The sequence below is a fragment of the Spirosoma spitsbergense DSM 19989 genome, assembly GCF_000374085.1.
GTDB lineage: Bacteria > Bacteroidota > Bacteroidia > Cytophagales > Spirosomataceae > Spirosoma > Spirosoma spitsbergense.
The window spans coordinates 42,262-58,984 of sequence record NZ_KB893592.1 but is presented as its reverse complement, the minus strand read 5'-3'; the positions used below and the strand labels follow the sequence as shown (position 1 = coordinate 58,984).

The 16,723-nt window shown below is 51.2% G+C and carries 12 protein-coding genes and 1 tRNA gene; 1 reads left to right on the top strand and 12 read right to left on the bottom strand.

Annotation, left to right across the window (positions count from 1 at the left end):
• Positions 1 to 232 precede the first annotated feature (232 nt).
• Entirely contained in the window at positions 233 to 919 is a 687-nt protein-coding gene (locus B157_RS0128870) for a haloacid dehalogenase type II (protein WP_020606791.1), read from the bottom strand.
• Positions 920 to 1,253: 334 nt separating this feature from the next.
• Here B157_RS0128870 and B157_RS0128860 point away from each other — a divergent pair, with 334 nt between their 5' ends.
• Positions 1,254 to 3,092: a glycoside hydrolase family 2 protein gene (locus tag B157_RS0128860; RefSeq protein WP_026309040.1), complete on the top strand. Its 1,839-nt coding sequence runs from the start codon at positions 1,254 to 1,256 to the stop codon at positions 3,090 to 3,092.
• Between the two features lie 367 nt (positions 3,093 to 3,459).
• Here the strand turns inward: B157_RS0128860 and B157_RS0128855 are convergent.
• From B157_RS0128855 to B157_RS0128805, 11 genes are all read right to left on the bottom strand, one after another.
• Positions 3,460 to 3,533: transfer RNA gene (locus B157_RS0128855), tRNA-Pro, on the bottom strand.
• 65 nt (positions 3,534 to 3,598) lie between these two features.
• The gene (locus B157_RS0128850) at positions 3,599 to 6,193 is read right to left on the bottom strand and encodes a zinc-dependent metalloprotease (RefSeq protein WP_020606788.1); all 2,595 of its coding nucleotides are present in this window, start codon (positions 6,191 to 6,193) and stop codon (positions 3,599 to 3,601) included.
• 110 nt (positions 6,194 to 6,303) lie between these two features.
• The gene (locus B157_RS0128845) at positions 6,304 to 8,700 is read right to left on the bottom strand and encodes a M1 family metallopeptidase (protein WP_026309039.1); all 2,397 of its coding nucleotides are present in this window, start codon (positions 8,698 to 8,700) and stop codon (positions 6,304 to 6,306) included.
• Between the two features lie 26 nt (positions 8,701 to 8,726).
• The gene (locus tag B157_RS0128840) at positions 8,727 to 11,105 is read right to left on the bottom strand and encodes a M1 family metallopeptidase (protein WP_020606786.1); all 2,379 of its coding nucleotides are present in this window, start codon (positions 11,103 to 11,105) and stop codon (positions 8,727 to 8,729) included.
• Between the two features lie 106 nt (positions 11,106 to 11,211).
• Positions 11,212 to 11,829 (bottom strand): HupE/UreJ family protein, encoded by a 618-nt coding sequence (locus tag B157_RS0128835; RefSeq protein WP_020606785.1) that lies wholly within the window; start codon positions 11,827 to 11,829, stop codon positions 11,212 to 11,214.
• A 116-nt stretch (positions 11,830 to 11,945) separates the two neighbouring features.
• Positions 11,946 to 12,455: a gamma carbonic anhydrase family protein gene (locus B157_RS0128830; protein WP_020606784.1), complete on the bottom strand. Its 510-nt coding sequence runs from the start codon at positions 12,453 to 12,455 to the stop codon at positions 11,946 to 11,948.
• A 96-nt stretch (positions 12,456 to 12,551) separates the two neighbouring features.
• Positions 12,552 to 13,985: a hypothetical protein gene (locus B157_RS0128825; protein ID WP_157618617.1), complete on the bottom strand. Its 1,434-nt coding sequence runs from the start codon at positions 13,983 to 13,985 to the stop codon at positions 12,552 to 12,554.
• 129 nt (positions 13,986 to 14,114) lie between these two features.
• Positions 14,115 to 14,735 (bottom strand): 4'-phosphopantetheinyl transferase family protein, encoded by a 621-nt coding sequence (locus tag B157_RS0128820; RefSeq protein WP_020606782.1) that lies wholly within the window; start codon positions 14,733 to 14,735, stop codon positions 14,115 to 14,117.
• Positions 14,732 to 14,989 carry an acyl carrier protein gene (locus B157_RS0128815; RefSeq protein ID WP_020606781.1) on the bottom strand — a complete coding sequence of 86 codons (258 nt, stop codon included), beginning with the start codon at positions 14,987 to 14,989 and terminating at the stop codon, positions 14,732 to 14,734. The genes B157_RS0128820 and B157_RS0128815 overlap by 4 nt, the downstream gene beginning before the upstream one ends.
• Before the next feature lie 7 nt (positions 14,990 to 14,996).
• Complete coding sequence (locus tag B157_RS0128810; RefSeq protein WP_020606780.1) at positions 14,997 to 16,283, bottom strand: beta-ketoacyl-[acyl-carrier-protein] synthase family protein; 1,287 nt, start codon at positions 16,281 to 16,283, stop codon at positions 14,997 to 14,999.
• On the bottom strand, positions 16,276 to 16,722 hold the full coding sequence (locus B157_RS0128805; protein ID WP_026309038.1) for a 3-hydroxyacyl-ACP dehydratase FabZ family protein: 447 nt from the start codon (positions 16,720 to 16,722) through the stop codon (positions 16,276 to 16,278). The genes B157_RS0128810 and B157_RS0128805 overlap by 8 nt, the downstream gene beginning before the upstream one ends.
• Between the last annotated feature and the right edge of the window lies 1 nt (position 16,723).

Sequence of the window (16,723 nt, the reverse complement as noted above, 5' to 3'; positions counted from 1 at the left end):
ACAGGCGGTTCTGACGGTCAGCAGGCACGAAAAAATCCGGTTCTGTTCCGATTGGAAAAAAATACGCGCCGACTCTGAAAAATTATCCAGAACGGAATTACACTACCAGTCAATAGGGACTACTGAGTCAGGTCAGTTAGTTGGGAGTGGTTTTACGGGCGTAAAAATATAGGGTTGACGAAGTGGGTTTCTGTTGCATAAGCGTTTATGGCATGTTGTGAAGTAATCGTACTCAGGCGGGTAAGCTTATTAATTGATGGGCAAGGTCAGTCAGGGTTTTGCCTTGCAGGTCGGGCGGGGACGAGAGTGGGTAAAGTGACTGCCCTTTGCGCTGTATAAAAGCCGTTTTCATGCCTGCGTGGGCTGCTCCGGCAATATCCCAGCCGTGGGCTGCAATAAGCATCGTGTGGTCAGGGGGGAGGTTCAGTTTATGCAGCACCCGACCGTAGGTGTCAGGGTGTGGTTTGTAGCGTTTTACGGCATTTACAGTCCAGGTTGCTTCGAAGAAATGGCCCAGCCCGGTTGATTCCAGTTGCTTTTTCAGGGTTTCGTCGGGAGAGTTGGTAAGGGTGAACAGCCGAAACCCAGCCTCTTTCAACAGGGACAGACCCTGTTCAACATCCGGATGAGGGTCAACCTGCACCATCGTCTGTAAAAGTGTCTGCTTCTCCGCTATCGGCAGCGGATGATCGAAAAATTCCGCTGTCATGGATAAAACAGCCTCGCCAATCTGCTTGAAATCATGAAACTGTCCGGTCAGGGTATCTACCAGCGAGTAGTGCAACAGCAGCTGAAACCAGTACTTAAAGGCATAGTCGTTTTGGAAGGCCTGGTTGAAGGCGTCCTGTACCTTGCTTAAATCCAGCAGGGTTTCGTTAACATCGAAAACCAGGGCCTGGGGGCGGGTTATCTGTTTCATATACGAGCGAAGTGTTTGGGTAAGTAACTGGGAATCCCCCCAAGTTGATTAGAAGGACGGTTTTGGCCGGAGAAAACACTCCTGTAGCCGACAGGTATGGGTACCTGCTCCGGCTTGTTTTGAGTTGGGTGAGTCCAGGTATCACCCGCAAAAGTAACTATAGGGCACTCCGCCAGCCCACTACATCTACCGGAAGGCGTTTCCGGTTCGCCGGGTAACCGCCGTTTTTACCCGACACCCCGTCCATTAACCCGGCGGGGGCCATGCCGAAAATTGTCAGGATTTAAACACTATGGAGTGCAGTTCCGTTGTTTTTGTTTCGCTCCTGACGTGTATGGAAACCAGGTATATCAACAACAGTTTTTCGGCCAGCCGCCCGGAAACCGCTCCCATTGCCGAGTCGATAAATGAACTTCCCAGAGCGGTTCTCCGGCCAAACACTTATATGCTGCTCGACGGAGAATGGCGGTTTATGATTGATCCAGATGATAAGGGGTTACACGAACGATGGTACGTAGGCCATTCATTTACCGAAACGGCTCATTGGCCCGGCTCTATTGAAGCGCATATGGCTCAGGCTAAAGGACAGGTAGTGCCCATGGGGTGGCAGGACAAAATAGTGGCCTGGTACGAACGGGAATTCCCCTTGCCTCAGCGCAGTGAACCGAGTTCCCGCTCCATCATTCAACTCACGTTTGGTGCCTGTGGTTACGAAACCCGCGTATGGCTCAATGGTCATCCGCTACGCACCATTGAAGATGAAGAAGTACATCTGGGTGAGTACACCTCCTTTTCCTACGAACTACCCGAAGATTATCTGCACGCTCAGAACCGGCTTACGGTCCGGATTGTTGACACAATGGATGCCGAAATTCCGCGGGGAAAACAGGAGTCCCACGTCTATAAACGCGGTGGAATCTGGTATCAGACCTACTCGGGAGCGGTGCGTAGCGTGTGGCTCGAATCTGTGGAGCGGAATCGACTGCGTTCGCGGGTTGGTGTCGTCAGTGTGGTGGAAGACCGGCTTGTGCGCTTTAGTGTAACCACCCGCATTCATGACCCCGGCGACTATATACTGCGGCTACAGGCCTTTGATCATTATGGAAAGGAACTGCTGGCCACATCCGATTATCCACTCCGTCTGGAAGCCGGGCAAAAGCAGCAGCGCGTTGTACTCAATATAGACCGGGCGGATCTGTGGTCGCCCGAAACGCCAACGCGCTACAAGCTCATTGCTCAGCTCATCGACTCCGAAGGCTACGTAGCCGAGATTGAAACGCAATTTGGTCTGCGAAAAATTGAAGCCAGGGGACGGTACATCTATCTGAACAACAAGCCTGTTTACCTGGACGGTATTCTGTATCAGCCGGGAGCGGCTACGTACGAGGAAATGCAGCGCCACATGCAGGCCATGAAAGAGCTGGGTTGCAATCTGGTACGGGTTCACATTGCCGGTGTTGATCCACGCATCTACAATCTGGCTGATAAACTGGGACTCATGCTCTGGGTAGAGGTCCCGAGTCCGCACAGCTCAACGGGCCTGAGTCGGGAAAACCACCGGGCCGAACTCCTGCGCATGGTGGCCCTAATCAGTTCCCACCCATCCGTTGTCATCTGGAGCCTCTACAATGAAGACTGGGGCGCACAGGACATTGCCACCAATCCGGAAACAAGGCAGTACATCATGGACATGTACCACTATATGCAGATTGCCTATCCGCAGTACCTGGTTGTTGATAACGATGGCTGGCAACATATTTCGTGGGAAGGTCGCCTGAAGTCGGATCTGCTCACCGCCCACCTTTACACCCCCGACCTGAACCACTGGCGTGACCTCCTCCAACGGCTGGAAGCAGGCGAGCTGGCCAACGTAGCCGCTTATCCCTTGGTTGTTGGCGATCCATTTTTTTACCGGGGACAGGTACCATTGATTGTTAGTGAATGGGGTGGTTTCGGCTTCGCTAACTACGGTGGGCCGGCTGAAGCTGAAGGGCGGGCTGAGCGTATCCGACTCTTCAAACGTGAACTGCGACGGGATTCCATTGCCGGAGATATCTACACGCAGGCAACCAACATTGAAGAGGAACGTAACGGGCTTATCGATCCGCAAACGGGTGAACTTACCGTACCGGCGGGTTTACTTAACTCCAGCGATATTGACAGCGTAACGTAGGCCTTTACGTATTTTGTAAACGATGAAGGCTTTCCATTTTTTCGGGATGGGCGTGCTGTTTTCGTGTCGAAGCCATTTGCCTGAATGACCGCCACCAAAATGGCGTCAGTTTATACCAGAATCGACCACGGGAGCGATGGCCCCGCAAAGCGGATGGTTCCATCGAAATGTACACGCATCAACTCGACCTGGAGGGCTTATTAGGAGAGATTGGGTGAAAGAAGGGAAGTCGGGTCTCGGTTAATGAGTAATACGTTACCCTGATTAATTGATTATACAACGATTAGATTCAGGTGGATGTGTAAACCCTGCACATACCGGCCAAAAAAAAGAGAGCTACATTGCTGTAACTCTCTGCTAATCAAAGTCGGGAAGGCGGGATTCGAACCCACGACCTCTTGCACCCCATGCAAGCACGCTACCGGACTGCGCTACATCCCGAATGGGATTGCAAATGTAGCGAAGTGTGGGTAATTGTCAAAAGATTTCGCGTGATAAAATGAGGATTAACCCCGTCTGGGGTGTAAAGCGTTGTCAATGCGTGCTAATACGTCACTTAAATGGTACCGGCTCATTTTGTCGGTTTGCCGGGGAAGGGCCGTCTTGATGCTGGCTTGCAGGCTAACCAACTGGGCCCGTACCTCCGACATGATATCGGATTTCCTGACATCGGCAACGGGACCGGCATTGTACCGGAAACCATTGCCCGAAAAACCGGCCGCCGGGGCAACGGGCGGAGTTGGCGTTAACATCGAAATTAGCTTCTCCGCGTATACTTTCTGTAGATTCCGGCGGTACACATCAATGGAACGACCGGCTTTTAACTCACGCCAGATCGACGATTGAAGGTCGGTCATGAATTCATCCAGGCTATATGACTTAGCAGGACGGCTACTGTTTTCAATCAAACGCGACAGGCGGCCAACATCCATCAGGCTATTCAGCGTGGTTTCCTGTAAGGTTCGCAGGTAATCAACGCCCTGGTCAGGCCGGACAAGCTGCATGATTTTAGCGTCCAGCAACCAGGTTGGCGTTTGAAATAACTGTTGATTCAGGAACGTTACGGCACTTTTTTGTAATGCGCGGGGTGTTGGTTCATACACGATGCCCAACTGGTCGTAAGTGTGAGGAGTTTCATAAATACCGCCCACATACTTCGTTACGTGGCCCATGTACCGTCGGTACTGACCGGCAATCTCTCCATACATTTCCCGTAGCTTATCGTAGTCTTCGGCTTCTTCGCCCGTCCATTTGGTGAGATTGGGTAAAATTCGTTTCAGATTTTTAATGCCATACGTACTGGCAATCATGGCATTATCGCCCAGGTCTTCGCTTTGTGAGCGGGGATCGAGGGGGTTCGTTTCAGTGCCAAACCAGTAACGCGGATCGCCGGCATGTTTTTTCACCCACTCATTCAAAACCATCTTGTCCGCTTCTGGCGTCGGGGTATCGTAGATTGGTTTGTAACCCCACTCAATCGCCCATATGTCGTAGGTGCCAATGCGTGGAAAGAGGTCTCTGATGCTGTCTTCCGGCTGGGCCACGTAGTTGAAGCGGGCGTAGTCCATAATGGAAGCGGTATGGCCATACTGCTTGATAAATTCTTTATCCCGCAGCTTCTCAACGGGCGTAGCGTGGCTCGATCCGTAGTTGTGCCGTAGTCCGAGGGTGTGCCCTACCTCGTGCGATGAGACAAAACGAACCAGCTGACCCATTAATTCATCGTCAAATGTTGGTTTACGGGCCCGAATATCTACTGCTGCTCCCTGCACCATGTACCATTTGCGCAGCAGGTTCATCACGTTATGGTACCAGCCGATGTGGCTTTCGATAATTTCGCCCGAGCGGGGATCATGGACGTTGGGGCCATACGCGTTTTCGATATCCGATGCGAAATAGCGAATCACCGAATAGCGGGCATCTTCAAGACTCAATGTACTGTCTTTACTATCCCAGTCTTTCGCCATAATGGCATTTTTCCAGCCCGCTTTTTCAAACGCCACCTGCCAGTCAGCAACGCCTAACTTTAAGGATTTACGCCATTTAAGGGGTGTTGCCGGATCAATATAGTAAACGATAGGTTTGCGGGGTTCAATGAGTTCGCCCGCTTTCTGACGTTGTGCATCGGCTGCATTTTTTGGTTCCAGTTTCCAGTGTACGGCAAAGGTTTCATCCTCTGTTCGCTGTGAGGCATCGTTATAAACAGTGTAGCCATTTGCGAAATAGCCAACCCGGCTGTCGAACAGACGCTTTCGCATGGGTGTGCGCGGCAACAGAATCATGGATGTGTTGATTTCCATTGTCACGGCGCCTGCTTCATTACCAACGGGCAGCGCTACCGTAGGCAATGGCGAGGGCACTGGCGACGGTACAACCGGTGTTGTATTGACCGTGAAGGTTTTGGTCACCATCACTTCCGTATTGATCGGGTACGATTTAATCCGCTGTACAAAAGAGCGTTCCGGGGACAGCGCTGTTAGTCGATAGCGAAATTTAGTGACTGGATTGATCGACACCACCTGATTGTCGCCTTTGAAAAAGTCCGTTACTTCAATGACCGATGCGGATACGCTGTCTTTACGAACAGCCCTCAGGTCAAAAACGGCAGCAATGGGCTCAACATTGGAGTTCCGGACGGCTTGCGAAATAGGCAGTGTATCGCTCCCTACGTTGATGTAGCTCACCACTCGCAGTAAAAGCTTTTTGTCGGGGCCGCGCTCCCAGCGCAGCACCTGCCGGTTGGCCAGCTCTCCACCGTACCCTGCGCCAGTGGGTGCTTTGGCAATCCGGGTGATGGCCATGAACTCCCGGCCTAATAATGAGTCGGGAATTTCGAGGTAATATTTCTCGTCAATTCGGTGAGCCGTAAATAACCCCCGACTAGTCTGTGCCGCTGCCGTAATTACCTCCCGGTAGGGCTTTATGGCTACTTTCGGGGCGGTAGCGACAGTAATTGACGCGGGTGTTGTTGTTGCCGTTACTGGGAGCGTCATCGTCGGCGACGAAGGCGAAGTTGGTCGTGGCGTTTGGGCCTGTACGACCGAGGAGCATCCAAGCACCACCAGCGTCAACAGGGTAAAAAATAGCGTACAAATTTTCATCAGATGGATTGTGTTTGAGTGAATTGATGAGGCAATAAAAAACGGTCTTTAACGAGTGGGTTAAAGACCGTTTTTTAGACTCTACGGTATTTGTATTTGGAAAAGCTTACTCAGTTTTTTCCACTACCCTGCGTGGCCGGGGGTGGTGTGGTTCGTTTCTGTTGCTGCATTGGGTTTTGACCCTGCCCGCCCCGCTGCTGCTGTTTGAACAACTGGAAGCGGGTTGGTTCGGCAACGCGTGGGAATGAGTTATTCTCCGTGTCAATATCCGCTATTTCCTGAAATGGGTCAAGCGTCCATTGCTTCACTTTTTTGTTAGTGGCAATCACTTTCTTGATCGCCACATCGTTGAATCGCCAGATTTCGGCCGGAAAGCGGGCTACTGAATCAGTACCATCTTCAAACTCCATCCGTATGATTACTGGCATTGGCAGACCCCCCTTGTTTTTCAGGGCCAGCGTATAGAAGTTCTGCTTGTCAGCCGCTTCGATTGCCTTTCGTTCATCGTCGCCTAAGGAAGCCAGATAATCCTGATACTTTTTCTTATCGACGTCGGTTACTGCGTAGGGATCGTAGCTGTTGTAAAAATCCTTCATGGTCGAATCCTGGGCCACAACGGTTTCGGCCTGGGTGGCGGCATCGCGCTGCTTGCTGATGGTACCGGCTTTACGTTTGGCTTCCGCACGGGCGGCTGCTTTCGTTATTTCCGGATTACCCGAATCAACCTGGAACCAATCGACTTCTGCCAGGTCCTGGTCGACCGGCTCGACACCGTAGAACCAGCCCTTCCAGAACCAGTCCAGGTCAACACCCGAGGCATCTTCCAGCGTCCGGAAGAAGTCGGCGGGTTCGGGTGATTTGAAGGCCCAGCGACGGGCGTATTCTTTGAAGGCATAATCGAATAACTCCCGGCCCATCACCGTTTCGCGCAGGATGTTCAACGCCGTTGCCGGTTTGGCGTAAGCATTGGGGCCAAGGCCAATTACGTTGTCGGAAGAGGTCATGATAGGCGATAACACCGCTTTGTCTGACTTCATGTAGTCGACAATGTACTGCGGTTCGCCCCGACGGCTGGGGAAGTTGTAGTCCCATTCCTTTTCGGCCAGATACTGGCAGAACGTGTTCAAACCCTCGTCCATCCAGGTCCACTGCCGCTCGTCGGAGTTGACAATCATGGGGAAGAAGTTGTGTCCGACCTCGTGAATGATAACCCCAATCATCCCTGCTTTCACCTGCGGGGAATACGTGCCATCGGCTTCCGGACGACCACCGTTAAACGAAATCATGGGGTATTCCATACCGCCACCGGCAGTAGCATGGCAGGAGATAGCAACTGGATACGGGTACTTAATCGTGCGGTTGCCGTACGATTTCAACGTATGCTCTACCACACGGGTTGAATACTGCTCCCAAAGGGGATTGCCTTCTTTGGCGTAAAACGACATGCTCCAGATTTTGTGGCCATCGCCGTACACATCGGTTTGCATGGCATCCCAGATAAACCGGCGGCTGCTGGCAAAGGCAAAATCACGCACGTTCTGTGCCGTATAGACCCATGTTTTCTTGCCGTTTGTGGCACCGGGTTTGGCTTTCAGCGCTTCTTCGGCCTCGGCCTGCGTTACAATAATAACGGGCTTTTTGGAGGTGCTGGCCTGCGCCAGACGCTTCTGCTGCGTAGCCGACAACACCTGTTTGTAGTTCTGGCATTCACCCGTAGCACCCACAACGTGGTCGCTGGGTACGGTAATGGCTACTTTGTAATTGCCAAAAATGAGCGTGAACTCGCCCTGACCCAGAAACTGTTTGTTCTGCCAGCCATTCACATCGTTGTAGGCGCATAAGCGCGGAAACCAGTGGGCAATGAAGTAGTTGTAGTTGCCGTCTTTGGGGAAAAACTCCATGCCGCTCCGGCCGTAATATTCCGTGACGAAGTAGTTCCAGTCCACATTGAAAGAGTAGCTGCCACCCGGTTTCAACGGGGCTGGCAGGTCAATTCGCATCATGGTCTGATTAATCGTATACTTCAGCGCGGTGCCGGATTTGGTATCTTTAACCGACAAAATGTTGTACCCGTATTTGTCGGTTGCCTGCTGGCTGCTCCGCTCCCGAACGGAAGTAAGGTTCTGAAGTTGGCCGAAGCTCATGCCATTTTCGTTGACGCTCCCCGTACGGGTAACGCTGCCAATGGACCCTTTCGCAAATAAATTCTGGTCGAGCTGGAGCCAGATATAAGGTAGTGCGTCCGTCGAGTTGTTGTGGTACGTAACCGTTTCCGAACCAATGATTTTCTGATTCGCATCGTCCAGTTCGACTTTTATGTCGTAGTCGGCCTGGTTCTGGAAATAGTCCTTACCGGGCGCACCGGCCGCCGTCCGGAAGGTGTTGGGTGTTGGCAGGTTAGGGCCGAGCTGCTCAAAACGCGTATTCGCATTTTGCGTCGGGGCTTGTTGAGCCAATACGGCTGCTGACCATAGTGCAAGGCCAGCCATCAACATACTTTTTCTCATCGTTTGCTTTTTGTTTTAGGTTGTAACTAATTTTTTCCGCTTCCCTGGGTGGCCGGGGGCGGTGTGGTTTGTTTCTGTTGTTGCATTGGATTTTGGCCCTGTCCACCCCGTTGCTGTTGCTTAAATAGCTGAAAACGGGTGGGTTGGGCTACCGGTGGGAAAGAGTTATCCTCTGTATTAATGTCGGCAATTTCGTAGAATGGATCGAGCGTCCACTGCTTTACCTTCTTGTTAGTGGCAATCACCTTATTAATACTCACGTCGTTGAAGCGCCAGATTTCGGCCGGAAAGCGGGCAACTGAATCCGTGCCGTCCTCAAACTCCATCCGTACAATGACCGGCATCGGGATGCCGCCTTTATTCTTGAGCGATAACGTGTAAAAGTTGGTACCAGCTTCGGCCAGTAACTTTTCTTCGGCAGATAGAGAACTTAAATAGGCCTGATACTTCTGACGGTCGTCTTGCGTCACGGCATACGGGTCGTAGCTGTTGTAGAAGTCTTTCATCGTAGAATCCTGCGCTACGACGGTTTCATCTTTGCTGAGCGCATCCCGCTGTTTGCTGATGGTATTCATCTTTTTCTGGGCAGCGGTACGGGCTTCAGTTTTCGAAATATCGGGGTTTTGGGAACCCGCCTGAAACCAGTTTACTTTCACCAGCGACTGGTCAACGGGCTGTACGCCATAGAACCAGCCTTTCCAGAACCAGTCCAGATCAACACCCGAAGCATCTTCCATCGTCCGGAAAAAGTCGGCGGGTTCGGGCGATTTGAAGGCCCAGCGACGGGCGTATTCCTTGAAGGCGTAATCGAACAACTCCCGACCCATCACTGTTTCGCGCAGAATATTCAGTGCCGTAGCGGGTTTGCTGTATGCGTTGGGGCCGAAGGTGTTGCGCGGAATATTATCCGAACTGCTCATGATGGGCACCTGCTTGCTCGAATCCATCTGCATATACGGCACGATGGATTGTGGCTCGATTCCCCGCGCCGGGAAATTGGCATCCCATTCCAGACAGGCCAGTCCTTCCAGAAAACTGTTCAGCCCTTCGTCCATCCACGACCACTGCCGCTCGTCGGAGTTGACAATCATGGGGAAGAAGTTGTGGCCAACTTCGTGGATAACGACCAGAATCAGGAAATTCTTGGTACCCTGCGAATAGGTGCCATCGGCCTCCGGGCGGGCACCGTTGAAACACATCATGGGGTACTCCATGCCGCCAACCGGCCCGTGTACGGAGTAGGCTACCGGGTAGGGATACCCGAACGTACGTTTCGAATAGGAACGGAGCGTATGGGCTACCAATCGGGTTGAATACTGACCCCAGAGCGGATTGGCTTCTTTGGGATAGAGGGACATGGCCCACACCCGCTTGCCTTCCACACTGGGCTGCAACGCATCCCAGATGAATTTACGGCTGCTGGAGAATGCAAAGTCGCGTACGTTATCGGCTTTGTACACCCAGGTTTTGGTGCCGGTTGGTTTGCCTTTTTCGGCGGCTTCGGCTTCGGCCTGTGTAACAATAACTACGGGGTTTTCGCCGGGCTTGTCGCCCTTTCCTTTGGCTTCATTCCAGCGTTTCTGCTGCGTGGCGGTAAGCACCTGGGCCGGGTTTTGTAACTCACCGGTTGCCCCTACAATGTGGTCATTCGGGGCGGTGATGGCTACTTTATAGTTGCCGAAAATCAAGGTGAACTCGCCCTGACCCAGAAACTGCTTGTTTTGCCAGCCGTTTACGTCATTGTAGGCACACAGGCGGGGAAACCACTGGGCCATCTCGTACACGTAGTTGCCATCCTTCGGGAAAAACTCGTAGCCCGAACGGGCATGCGTAGAGGTGGCATCGACAATGTGAAAATTCCAGTCAATCGAGAAGGTGACTGATTTGCCGGGCTGTACGGGTTGGGGCAGGTCAATCCGCATCATTGTTTCATTGATAGTGTGTTTTATAGCCTTACCGGCCTGGTCGCGCACGGCGGTGATTTTGTATCCGTAATCTTTTCCAATCAAAGCCGCGTCAGGATTAAGCTGGGCGAGACTGGCTCGCTCCGGGTTTAGGCTGTTTGTGGTGGCGGTGTTACCCGTTGCATCAGGGCGGAAAACATTCTGGTCGAGCTGAATCCAGAGGTAAGGCAGGGCATCCGACGACGTGTTATGATACGTGATCATTTCGGAGCCGGTGAGTCGCTGTTTGGTATCGTCGAGCGTTGCTTTGATATCGTAATCGGCCCGGTTCTGAAAATAGTCTTTTCCGGGGGCACCCGATGCCGTGCGAAATGTGTTGGGTGTGGGCAGTTTGGGGCCAAGTTGCTCAAAACGCGTATTGGCCTGCTGAGTGGGTGCCTGGGCAAGCATAGTCCCCATTTGAACGGCCAAACTCGTCACCAGCAAAATTATCTTTTGCATAAAATGGATTGTAGTTGTTAATGAAAAGGCTAAAAATACAAAAAAAAGAGTTTTGCTGGCTTTCGATTTTGATGAAAACGCAGAATGACCGGAGGAGCGGTAAGCCTTACTTTATTAAATCACTCAGATACGCGTTGTTTATAATCAGGGATAAAGCCATTCCTGCAACGATACCCGATACGATAAGCGTCCAGCGCAGACGGCTGGTTTTGAGGATATCGAGCAGCCCGTAAGCGATTAAAAGAATCAGCGTTACGATAACCAGCTGGCCTATTTCCAGGCCAATATTAAACGCCAGCAGTGGCTCGATAATATCGGCTTCCCGGCCCAGCAAGCTCCGTAGGTAGTTAGAAAAACCCATGCCATGAATCAGGCCGAAGGATAGGGCTAGGCCATAGCGCCAGGAACGACCGGGAAGTTTGCCGGATGGAAATCCCCTTTTTTTCTTGTCCCGAAAGAAGAAATTGGAAATAGCGGTAACTAAAATAGTAATTGGAATGAGGAGTTCAACGAGGGCGGTTTCGTAATGAATGAGTTGCAGCGTAGCCAGAGCCAGCGTAATGGAGTGCCCAATGGTGAAGGCCGTAACCAGAATCAGTACCTGCCGCCACTCCTGAAGAGTGTATACCGCACATAGCGCAATAACGAACAGAATATGGTCGTACCCCCTGGGATCTGTGATGTGGTCAAACCCCAGGCGTAGGTAAATCAGAAAGTCATCCATAAGCGAAAAGGGGTTTACGGTTTTAGGTTTATGGGGCTTCGCATAGACCGTAGCTGATTAAATGCCTGGGGTATGGTATGGTTAGTTTAATCAACGATAAACCGTATACCATACACTCATTTGAACCACTCGGCGTACATCACATAATTATTGGCAGTCCGGGCGAAGATGTCGGCCTGTTCGGGCGAAACCGCTTTTAAAAAACGGGCCGGATTGCCCGCGTAGATGCTGCCGGGTGGCACTATCGTGTTTTGCGTAACGATGGCTCCTGCTGCCACAATACTGCCCGTCCCGATAATGGCCCCATCCATGACAATAGCTCCCATGCCGATCATCACGTTATCTTCCACGGTACATCCGTGAACGACGGCGTTATGCGCAATGGAAACAGAATTGCCGATGGTGGTTTTAAACCGCTGGTAGGTGCAGTGAATAACAGCTCCGTCCTGAATGTTGGTCCGGTCGCCGATAGTGATTGTGTTAACGTCGCCCCGGATAACGGCGTTGAACCATACCGTGCAGTCGCGCCCCATGATTACCTCACCCACGATGGTAGCGTTCTCGGCAAACCAGCAGTTTTCGCCAAACTGAGGCTGGTTTCCCCGAACAGATTTGATTAGTGCCATACCGCAAAGATAGATAGCGGGTGGTTTTTTCGACTGGTTCAACAAAAAAGGGGTTGATTCGTCCGAATCAACCCCTTTCAGTATCAGAAATGCTACTCACTTACTCACCTTGTCAGCAGTCTTGCTGAACCAGTCACCAATATCGTCGACGACTTTGCTGGTCTCTCTTTTCACATCATCGAAGGTATTAACGGTAGCGCGCTGCACCTTATAGTAGGCATCGGATAACTGGCTGCGCTTATCCTGCAGTTCTTTAACCATATCTTCGCGCTTCTTCTTATCCCGGCGGCTTTCGTCTTTTACGTCCTGCTTTACTTCGGTCAGTTTTTGGTCAATCTTGTCCATCTGAGCCGATATTTTATCGCTTAGATCACGACGGTCCCGATCAGATGACTGGTTATTGGACTGGTTGCCATTGTTGCCGTCATTCTGACGATAGGTGTAGGTTTGGTTCGAGTTGTTATCCCGATTGTTGCTTCTGTCGTTGTTTTCCCGACGGCTACCCGACAGGTTACTATAATCACCCTGACGGCTGTTATCGCGGCTGTCGGAAGAGTAATTGTTCTGGCTATTGTACCGGCTGGATGAATCGTTCTGATTCCGGTTATCCATTTGACGAGTATTCCGGTCGTCATTCATGTTCCGGTTGTCGCGATTATAGTTCCGGTCATTATTCATGCTTTGGTTATCACGACTATTGCTCTGGCTTGAATCGTAGCTGCGATTATCACGACTGTCCCTTTGCCGGTAATCGTTCATGCTCCCACTGTTACGGTTGGAATAACCATCATTGCGGTATGAGTCCCGGTTGTTGTTATAAGATTGGTTATCGTAGCGGTCGTTATACGAACGGTCATTGGTACTGTACGAATTCCGGTCGTTATTCATGTTCCGGTCATCGGACGAGCGGTTGTTGTTGTACGAATTCCGGGAATATTGATCGTTCTGATTGTTGTTCGAATACCGATCATTGGATTGGCGGTCGTCATACCGGCTACGGTCACCGTAGGAACGGTTGCTGCTGTTAGACGAATTGCGGCTGTCGTTGTACCCGTCATTGTATGAATTTCGCTGATCGTATGACTGGTTATCATAGCGGTCATTGTTAGCGTTGCGGTCATCGTAGTACCGGCTGTCATTTGATCGGTTGCTATTGCTGTACCGGTCGTTGCTGGAGTAAGAACTCTGACGATCACCCGACCGATAGGGGTTGTTATAGGTATCGCTCCGATAACTCATCCGGCTATCCTGATCGTCCGAATACCGGTATGGATTTCGATACGAACTATTGTTGTTTCGCGAGTTACTGCTGCTCACCCGCTCGTTATCGTTATTACTACTTTTGCGGTTGAATATCTTATCCGCTTCATTACTGGCCGAATTGCGTGATTCGCTGTCGCGATCCCGCTGTACGATGTCTTCCCTGCTGTTTTCCGAGTTTCCATACAACCAGCGTTCTGTGGATGCACACGACGAAAAACCGACCATCACTGCCAGTAAAGCTCCTACTACCCATATTTTCCTTTTCATAACGTTGTATAATTTAATGATAAACTGACTTCTTTGCCAAGGCTGCTTTAACTTATACAACTAATGAAGTAGGGTAAATGTTAGTCCAGTACCCGTAAAGGAAGGTGGTTTTAAGGATGATCTTTCAGGTCAATCAGGGAGCATAAAAACAGAATGGGCGATACTGAAAGCGCCATAATGACCATGATGACTAATACTGATGGGTATGCAAACGGTTTCCTGCAACGGGTCTTTAATGACCAGAATAGGGCTGCCATTTTTATCGCTGCAAACCTGTAGCTTCTTTTCCGAAACGGGCGAAACAGTAGCGTAGTGTTCCAGAACGCTGGTACGAAGTTGAGTCGACTGGTGGTGGTAATCGATGCGTTCAAAGGGGATGATTACCTGGTTGGGAATGGGGAGCGTATGTACTGAAAAGGCTACACTGGCAATGTAATCCGGCGTAATTAACGATCTTGTCCGGTACTCTTCTTCATAAACCACGAATCCATCGACGGCTTCATCAGACCACATTTCGAGGGTACAGCTTATTTTTGTTGGGTTGAAGACGCGCTTTTCCGTTTTTCGGGTGGTTGCTTTATAGGCACTTTCCTTCATGCTCCACAACGTCCAGACCAGGCACTCAGGATCCCTGGCTCGCTGGATAAGCTGCTGTTCGGATGGGGTAAACAACTTATCCAGGAACCCTTTTCGCTGCCAGTTACTTTCCCGTTTTGCCTGCGCCCGGTCAACAATGTCGTTGCCGATCATTTTGCCGCTAACTTTTCCTGAATGATCTCAATGGCGGCTCCAACCGTGAGCATCTTTTCCATTGACTCATTATCAATTTCGATGTCGTAGGCTTCCTCCACATCCAGGGCAATGTCGACCAGATTGGCCGAGTTAATCTTTAAATCACGGATAAAGTCGGTTTCCTCGGTAACATGCTCAAATGCCTGCTCATCCTGAACGTAGGGTTTCACAATTGTTTTGAGCGTAGTAATCAATTCTTCTTTTGTCTGCATTGTCTGTTTAGGATTGAAACTTCTTTAAAAGTACACACGCATTTACGTCGCCAAAACCAAAATTGGCTTTTGCTACAATTGTAATCTCTTTTTGAATGGATTGCCGGGGAATTCGGCCAGCATCAATCCGGGCGATAATATCCGGGTGGATATCCTCCGAGTTGACGGACGGATAAATGAACCCGTTGTATAATTCCAGCACCGAAGCCACGCATTCGATACTTCCGGCAGCACTCAGGCAATGGCCCACCATAGCTTTGAGCGAGTTAATGTACGGAAAGTCTGGCCCCTGTCGCTGTAGGGCCTCACACCAGGCAGTCACTTCGGCCGGGTCTTTTACGGTAGCTGTTAAGTGACCGTCAATGACATCAACCTCTTCGGCCCGAACACCCGTCTGCTTCAATGCCGTTTCGATGCATTTTTTCACCGCCACCGGGTTGGGCGCTGTCATGGTACCCCCTGCCCGCTGACCACCGGAGTTCATATGTCCGCCCAGTACCTCGGCGTAGATAGTTGCCTTCCGTTCCAGCGCACTTTCCAGTGATTCGAGCACCAGTGCCCCCGCGCCACTGCCGGGTACAAAGCCGCTGGCGGTAGCACTAAGCGGCCTCGATGCCCGTTCGGGCGCGTCGTTGTACTGGTAGGGCAGTACGCGCATGGCATCGAATCCACCCCAGATATAAGGGCCGTGGTCGCTGCAACTACCCGCCAGCATCCGTTTGGCCGAGCCGCTGGCTATGCGTTCATACGCAAGCAGGAGGGCTTCAGTACCCGTAGCGCAGGCCGACGAGTTGGCACTAATCTGGTTGCCACAGCCGGTCATGCCGGTTAAGTAAGCACTCACGCCACTGGTCATAATTTGCAGTACAACTGTGCTGCCCAGCCGCCTTACCTGCCCCTCATCGACTTTGTAGATTGATTCCCGAAACTTATCGACGCTCAAAATGCCAGTTCCAAAAATGATGCCCGAGTCCCAGTCTGGCTCATTGGTGGCCGCTGGATCGCCAGCCGCTGGAAGGCCAGCGTGTTGCCAGGCTTCCATGCCCGCCATAACCCCGTATATGATGCCACTGCTGTTCAGTCCTCTACGCTGTAACTCAGTGAAGTATTGCTGCTTGTGCGCTTCCGTAACGGGCGGAATGCCGCCAATCTGACAGGAGAATTTCAAATTGGCCAGTTCCTGACGGAATGTAATACCGCTCTGCCCCGCTTTGATGGCCTCCAGAAAGGCGGGAACGCCTACCCCATTAGGCGATACGACTCCCAAACCTGTAATAACAACCCGATTACGCATGTGATTTCGACTTCATTATACCGGCAATGGTGCCCCTGCATACCAGTTCGTCCTTACCATTTAGCATCTCTACCTTGCATTTTAACTTATGAAACCGGAAAAAGTCTTTACTTGACCGAACCGTAACGGTTTCTCCGGGAAAAACGGGCTTATAAAAATCAATCTGTGTGGCAGTCAGGGCGACTTCCAGTTCGTCGGTTGGGGAGTCATTCAGCAGAAAAATACCCAGACAAACGACCCCAATTTGCGCCATTACCTCCGTCAGGATAACACCGGGTGTAACGGGCATTTTATTAAAATGTCCGGCATAAAAAGACGAATCGGCTGGAAAGGTGTACTGCCCTTCCACGCCATTCTCCGTAACAACCTGGAGGGTATCGACAAACAGGAACGGTTTGCTGTAGGGTAGTTTTAAGAGGATATAGTCGAATGGCTGCACG

Coding starts and splice junctions, on each gene's coding strand:
- B157_RS0128860 (WP_026309040.1), top strand. CDS start 1,254: ATGGAAACCAGGTATATCAACAACAGTTTTTCGGCCAGCCGCCCGGAA.
- B157_RS0128820 (WP_020606782.1), bottom strand. CDS start 14,735: ATGATCGGCAACGACATTGTTGACCGGGCGCAGGCAAAACGGGAAAGT.
- B157_RS0128810 (WP_020606780.1), bottom strand. CDS start 16,283: ATGCGTAATCGGGTTGTTATTACAGGTTTGGGAGTCGTATCGCCTAAT.
- B157_RS0128830 (WP_020606784.1), bottom strand. CDS start 12,455: ATGGCACTAATCAAATCTGTTCGGGGAAACCAGCCTCAGTTTGGCGAA.
- B157_RS0128835 (WP_020606785.1), bottom strand. CDS start 11,829: ATGGATGACTTTCTGATTTACCTACGCCTGGGGTTTGACCACATCACA.
- B157_RS0128870 (WP_020606791.1), bottom strand. CDS start 919: ATGAAACAGATAACCCGCCCCCAGGCCCTGGTTTTCGATGTTAACGAA.
- B157_RS0128845 (WP_026309039.1), bottom strand. CDS start 8,700: ATGAGAAAAAGTATGTTGATGGCTGGCCTTGCACTATGGTCAGCAGCC.
- B157_RS0128825 (WP_157618617.1), bottom strand. CDS start 13,985: ATGAAAAGGAAAATATGGGTAGTAGGAGCTTTACTGGCAGTGATGGTC.
- B157_RS0128840 (WP_020606786.1), bottom strand. CDS start 11,105: ATGCAAAAGATAATTTTGCTGGTGACGAGTTTGGCCGTTCAAATGGGG.
- B157_RS0128850 (WP_020606788.1), bottom strand. CDS start 6,193: ATGAAAATTTGTACGCTATTTTTTACCCTGTTGACGCTGGTGGTGCTT.
- B157_RS0128815 (WP_020606781.1), bottom strand. CDS start 14,989: ATGCAGACAAAAGAAGAATTGATTACTACGCTCAAAACAATTGTGAAA.